The sequence below is a fragment of the Stenoxybacter acetivorans DSM 19021 genome (assembly GCF_000745895.1).
In the GTDB taxonomy this organism is placed as follows: domain Bacteria; phylum Pseudomonadota; class Gammaproteobacteria; order Burkholderiales; family Neisseriaceae; genus Stenoxybacter; species Stenoxybacter acetivorans.
This window is the reverse complement of record NZ_JQKE01000095.1, coordinates 1-6144: the sequence shown is the minus strand read 5'-3', so window position 1 is coordinate 6144 and position 6144 is coordinate 1. Positions and strand designations below refer to the sequence as shown.

Genomic DNA, 6144 nt, shown 5'->3' with positions numbered 1-6144 from the left:
ACAATTTCCGTAAATTGTTGACATGGTTGTTTTTTTGTCGAAAAAATTTAATTTTATTTAGGTTTTTAAGACAAGATTTTTGGCAAGTTGTTTGAATATTTTAGATCAGGTTCTTCAGGGACGACTAAATAAATTCGCTAATTAAAAAGCCTTTGATTCACATAATGAATAAAGGCTTTTTAGTTTGGCAATAAAAACAATTCGCTTAAATAAGCAAAGTTTATTTCAATTTGGTTTCTTTATACAACACGTGTTTGCGCACAACGGGATCAAATTTTTTAATTTCAAATTTACCTGACATATTGCGTTTGTTTTTGGTGGTGGTGTAGAAATGACCGGTGCCGGCGGAAGATTCCAGTTTAATTTTATCACGCATGATTTTTTCCTCTCATTTAGTGAAAATTAGGCTTCGCCGCGAGCGCGAAGATCAGCCAAAACAGCATCAATGCCGTTTTTATCAATGGTGCGCAGAGCCGCGTTGGTTACGCGTAAACGCACCCAGCGATTCTCACTTTCCACCCAAAAACGACGTGATTGCAAATTTGGCAAAAAACGGCGTTTGGTTTTGTTGTTAGCGTGTGACACGTTATTGCCGCTCATCGGGCGTTTTCCGGTCACCTCACATACTCGTGCCATGGTTAACTCCAAACAGAAAATTTTAGTAAACAAGATTTATAACATGAAACCCGATAATTATGCAAGTAAATTCATTGTTTTTGGGTCGGTTTCTATACAATAACAACAGAAGCCAAATTTTCAGGGCAATATATAAGGCAGCTTGTTTTAGTGTGTTAATAATTGATTCAAAAACTGCTGCGCCCGTTCATGCTGCGGGTGCAAAAAGAATGCTTCCGGTTCGGCTTCTTCTACGATTTGTCCGTGATCCACGAACACCACGCGGTCAGCCACTTCGCGTGCAAAGCCCATTTCGTGGGTAACCACCATCATGGTCATGCCGCTCATCGCCAAGTCTTTCATTACTTTCAATACTTCACCGATCATTTCCGGATCCAGCGCGGAAGTGGGCTCATCAAACAACATGGCGCGCGGCTCCATTGCCAAGCCTCGGGCAATGGCAACACGTTGCTGCTGCCCGCCTGATAATTGCTGCGGATAAGCGGCGGCCTTGTGCGCCAAACCCACACGGTTCAGCAATTCCAAGGCTTTTTGCTCGGCTTGGTCTTTGCTCAATTTTTTTACTTTAATGGGTGATAAGATGATGTTTTCCAGCACGGTTAAATGTGGATAGAGATTAAAATGCTGAAACACAAAACCCACTTCGGCGCGAATGGCATTTAAATCGGTTTTGCTGTCTGCAACATTCACGCCGTCCACCCAAATTTCACCTTGTTGTATGGTTTCCAGCTGATTCACGGTGCGGATTAGGGTAGATTTGCCGCTGCCTGACGGACCGCAAACCACCACAACTTCTCCTGCCTTCACTTCCAGATTCACGTTGTTGATGACGTGTAAATCTTTAAACCATTTGTGTACATTTTTAAATTTAATCATGGTGTTGTTCTCTTACAGGCTGCCTGAAAAATTCGGCAGCAAATGATTGCTCAGCACCACAAAACATTCAGGTGCAATGTGTTCGGGGCGTGCCTGCGGATCAATGCCTGCCACTGTTAATTGTGCGTCATCTGCCCAGTCTTTAAGATTATTGCGTATGGTTTTCCGCCGTTGCTGAAACGCTTGTTTAACCAATTGTGAAAAATGGGAGAAATTTTGTGCGATGCCAATCCGCCCCGTGTGCGGAATCAAACGCACCACGGCAGAATCCACTTTCGGTGCAGGGCTAAAGGCTTCGGGCGGTACATCTATCAGGTTTTCCATTTCAAAAAAATATTGCAGCATGACGCTCAAGCGCCCGTAATCATGGCTTTTTGGCATCGCTGTCATGCGTTCCACTACTTCTTTTTGCAGCATAAAGTGCATATCAATGATATCGTCAACGAATTCGCTGAAGCGAAACAATAAAGGCGTGGAGATATTATAAGGCAAGTTGCCGACAATTTTTTTCTTGCCTGCCACTTGATTGAAATCAAATTGCAATACATCGCCTTCATGTATCACCAATTGCTTGGCAAACGGCAAGGTTTTGAGGTATGCCACAATATCGCGGTCAATTTCCACCACGTGTAATTGCTTTAATTTCATTGCCAGCGGTGCGGTAATCGCAGCCAAACCGGGGCCGATTTCTATCACAATGTCATCAGGCTGAGGATTTACCGCATGAACAATATCGTGTATCACGCGGCTGTCTTGTAAAAAATTCTGCCCAAACCGTTTACGGGCGCGGTGCTGTTGCATAAAAAACCACTTAAATCACTGAAGTTGTATTATATTTGGCTTAAATATCTCAAATAAGCCGCCATACTGTTTTTTCAGGCAGCCTGAAATCAATGAATAACCATTATAATTACCGATATACAAATTGAAATAAATCAAGGGAAATCACTGCTGTATCCGAATAGACTTACGGATTAAATAAAGCAAGTTAATAGTGTTGTTGCATGATTTCCGATAAACTGCTTTTGAGGCTGTGTATTACTGCGGCGATATTTAAACTGCTGTGTTTTACGCCATACGTTTTTTAATGAAGCCAATAAAAGCCACGCCCAGCCAATGTCAGCGATAGAGTCAATATTTTGTTTTCTTGAAAAATACTGCTTGCATCAAAAAGATCCAAATCCATCAATAAATATCACACACAAAATACAGTACAGAAATCAGTAATACTTGGTTTTAGTTATGTCATTATGGGTAATAAAAGTATTTTTCGCTCAATTGCCATAATCATGCTTGCTTGAAAGCAAGGTATTTTTAATGGTGTATACGGTTTCCATGTGTTGCCTTAATGATGATATTTTTGATTAAGAAAGAAAACGCAACAGAGATATTTTTTTGCAGCCCCTGATAAAATAATGAACTATTTTCTTAATTGGGAAATATTGATTGTTTGACAGATGAATCAAAACAATAGCAGCACCCATTTTATTAAAATAAAAATTGCGATCATTCATTTTTTCTTTCAGGCAACCTTTATGTGTTTCAGGCTGCCTGAAAAAACGCAAACAACAGATTACTGCCAGGTTTACGAAAATTCGTTATGGTATGGAATATCTTTCAAATGCCAGCGGCGTATTGGGATAGGACACGCTGTTTACGATAATTCGTCATGGTATGGAATGTCTTTCAGGCAGTTTGAAAAATATTTCAGAAAAGCCGCACTATTTTATTTGGGCTGCTCGTCATGATTACTGCTCGAATTTCCATTGCCTTGCTCAACCTCGTCTATTTCTTCTGCTTCGGCAATACGCTCCAAGCTCACCAAATGTTCACCTGCGTCTAAGTTAATTAATTTCACGCCTGCGGCGGCTCTGCCTGTTTCGCGTATTTGGGCAACTTTGGTGCGAATGAGTACGCCGCCGCTGGTAATCAGCATTAAATCATCGTTTTCGTCCACCAAAGCAGCGGCAACCAAATTGCCGTTGCGCTCTCCTGTGTCTATCGCGATGATTCCTTGTCCACCTCGGTTGCGCAGGGTGTAATCGGTAATGGGGGTGCGTTTGCCATAGCCGTTGGTGGTGGCGGTTAAAACTTGCTTGCCGGTTTCGATATTGGCACTGCGTGCCAACATGCTGACAATACGGGCGCTTTCAGGCAATTTCATGCCGCGTATGCCGCGCGATAAACGTCCGGAAGGACGAATGCCTTTATTGATTTTTGCAGGGGTGTCATTGCTGTCGGTATCAATGGCGGCTTCATCGTTGACGGTTTCATCGTTTTCGGTATCCGCATTGCCGTCATCTTCCGTGTTGGTGTCTGCGGCGGTGCTGTCCCAATATTCGTTGAAGCGAATGGCTTTGCCGTGGTTGGAAAACAGCATGATGTCATCGTTGCCTGAGGTTTTTGCCACACCCACCAAGCTGTCGCCGCCGTTGAGGGTGATGGCTTTAATTGCTTTGACGCTGACGTTTTTGAATGCAGACAAGGCGGTTTTTTTCACAAAACCCTGTACCGTTGCCATAAACACATATTCATTGTCCAAAAATTCACGCACCGGCAGTATGGCGGTGATTTTCTCACCTTCATTCATATTCAAAACATTGTTTACCGGACGGCCTCGGCTGTTGCGTCCGCCTTCGGGTAGTTTATAGACTTTAATCCAATGGCATAAACCCAAGTTGGTGAAGCACAATAAATAATCGTGGGTGTTGGCAACAAATAAGGTTTCAATAAAATCTTCGTCTTTGGTGGCGGCGGCTTGTTTGCCGCGTCCGCCGCGCCGCTGAGCTTGGTAGTCTGTGGTGGGCTGAATTTTGATGTAACCGCCATGAGTGAGGGTTACCACCATTTCTCGCTGCGGAATCAAGTCTTCATCGGCAATATCGCCGCCAAACGGGTTGATTTCACTGCGGCGTTCATCACCGAATTGCGCCGATACGGCATCTAATTCATCGTGAATGATTTGGCTGACGCGTTCCGGGTTTGCCAAAATATTCAATAAATCCAGAATCTGCGCCATGATGTCTTTGTATTCGGCAACGATTTTGTCTTGTTCCAAGCCGGTTAAACGCTGCAAACGCATTTCAAGAATGGCTTGTGCTTGTGCTTCGGAGAGGAAATAGCCGTTAGCCGTTAAGCCAATGTTTTCAGGCAACCCTTCCGGCTTGGCTAAGCTCAAATCCATATCGGTGCGATTGAGCATTTCTTCTACCAATGCCGAACGCCAAGAGCGCGCCAATAAGGCGATTTTGGCTTCAGGCGGTGTGGCGGAGGCTTTAATTAAGGCAATGATTTCATCAACATTGGATAAGGCAACTGCCAGTCCTTCCAAAATATGCCCGCGTTCACGCGCTTTTTTCAGTTCAAACAGAGTGCGGCGGGTAACCACTTCGCGGCGATGGCGCAAAAATTCGCGCAACACTTGTTTCAGGTTCAGCAAACGCGGCTGACCGTCCACCAATGCCACCATATTGATGCCAAAACTGTCTTGTAGTTGGGTGAGTTTGTAGAGCTGGTTGAGTATGACTTCGGCGTTTTCATTACGTTTTAATTCAATCACCACGCGCATGCCCGATTTATCGGATTCGTCGCGCAATTCGGCAATGCCTTCCAATATTTTTTCGCGCACCAAATCGCCGATTTTTTCCACCAATTTGGCTTTATTTACTTGGTAGGGAATTTCGTCAATGATGATGGCTTCGCGCTCATCGTTTTTGCCAATGGGTTCGATGTGGGTTTTGCCGCGCATGACCACGCGTCCGCGTCCGGTGCGATAGCCTTCATGCACGCCCGATAAGCCGTAAATGGTGGCGGCGGTGGGGAAGTCGGGGGCGGGTATGTAGGCGATTAATTCATCTACAGTTAAGTCTTCGTTGTCCAGCAAGGCATGGCAGGCTCGAATAACTTCATTTAAATTGTGCGGCGGAATATTGGTTGCCATGCCAACGGCAATACCGGTTGAACCATTAATCAGTAATGAGGGGATTTTGGTGGGCAAAATCAGCGGTTCATGTTCACTGCCGTCATAGTTGGGACCGAAATTTACGGTTTCTTTGTCAATGTCAGCAAGCATTTCATGGGCAATGCGCGCCATGCGGATTTCGGTATAACGCATTGCCGCTGCCGGGTCGCCGTCCACCGAACCAAAGTTTCCTTGTCCGTCCACCAGCATATAGCGCATGGAAAAATCCTGCGCCATGCGTACAATGGTGTCATAAATGGCTGAATCGCCGTGCGGGTGGTATTTACCAATGACGTCGCCGACAATACGTGCTGATTTTTTGTAAGCTCGATTCCAATCGTTACCCAGTTCGTGCATGGCATACAATACGCGCCGATGCACAGGCTTTAAGCCATCGCGCACATCGGGCAATGCCCGTCCGACAATCACGCTCATGGCGTAATCCAGATAAGAACGGCGCATTTCCTCTTCCAGGGAAATGGGAATGGTTTCTTTGGCGAATAGAGCGTCGGTCATAATGAATGCACGCAACAAAAGGATATAAACGTATCATTCTAGCATATCCAAGACGGCTGCGCCCATGTAACATCAAGTGCCAGGGCAATCGCATGAAAAATTTTCTCTCACCATTTTAATCAATTAAGCCATAGTGTATTATTTTCCATAAATTA

The 6144-nt window shown here is 44.6% G+C and carries 5 protein-coding genes; all 5 read right to left on the bottom strand.

Annotated features, from left to right (window positions below; genetic code table 11):
• Positions 1-220: 220 nt before the first annotated feature.
• Positions 221-376, bottom strand: coding sequence for a 50S ribosomal protein L33 (gene rpmG, locus Q384_RS10395; RefSeq protein ID WP_037587853.1), 156 nt, complete (start codon positions 374-376; stop codon positions 221-223).
• 26 nt (positions 377-402) lie between these two features.
• Positions 403-636: a 50S ribosomal protein L28 gene (gene rpmB, locus Q384_RS10390; RefSeq protein WP_037587851.1), complete on the bottom strand. Its 234-nt coding sequence runs from the start codon at positions 634-636 to the stop codon at positions 403-405.
• Between the two features lie 147 nt (positions 637-783).
• Positions 784-1512: an amino acid ABC transporter ATP-binding protein gene (locus Q384_RS10385; protein ID WP_037587850.1), complete on the bottom strand. Its 729-nt coding sequence runs from the start codon at positions 1510-1512 to the stop codon at positions 784-786.
• A 12-nt stretch (positions 1513-1524) separates the two neighbouring features.
• Positions 1525-2313 carry a 16S rRNA (adenine(1518)-N(6)/adenine(1519)-N(6))-dimethyltransferase RsmA gene (rsmA, locus tag Q384_RS10380; RefSeq protein WP_037587848.1) on the bottom strand — a complete coding sequence of 263 codons (789 nt, stop codon included), beginning with the start codon at positions 2311-2313 and terminating at the stop codon, positions 1525-1527.
• A gap of 925 nt (positions 2314-3238) precedes the next feature.
• Positions 3239-5989, bottom strand: a complete 2751-nt coding sequence (gyrA, locus tag Q384_RS10375) for a DNA gyrase subunit A (RefSeq protein WP_037587846.1) — start codon at positions 5987-5989, stop codon at positions 3239-3241.
• Positions 5990-6144: the final 155 nt, after the last annotated feature.

Coding starts and splice junctions, on each gene's coding strand:
- rsmA (WP_037587848.1), bottom strand. CDS start 2,313: ATGCAACAGCACCGCGCCCGTAAACGGTTTGGGCAGAATTTTTTACAA.
- gyrA (WP_037587846.1), bottom strand. CDS start 5,989: ATGACCGACGCTCTATTCGCCAAAGAAACCATTCCCATTTCCCTGGAA.
- rpmG (WP_037587853.1), bottom strand. CDS start 376: ATGCGTGATAAAATTAAACTGGAATCTTCCGCCGGCACCGGTCATTTC.
- Q384_RS10385 (WP_037587850.1), bottom strand. CDS start 1,512: ATGATTAAATTTAAAAATGTACACAAATGGTTTAAAGATTTACACGTC.
- rpmB (WP_037587851.1), bottom strand. CDS start 636: ATGGCACGAGTATGTGAGGTGACCGGAAAACGCCCGATGAGCGGCAAT.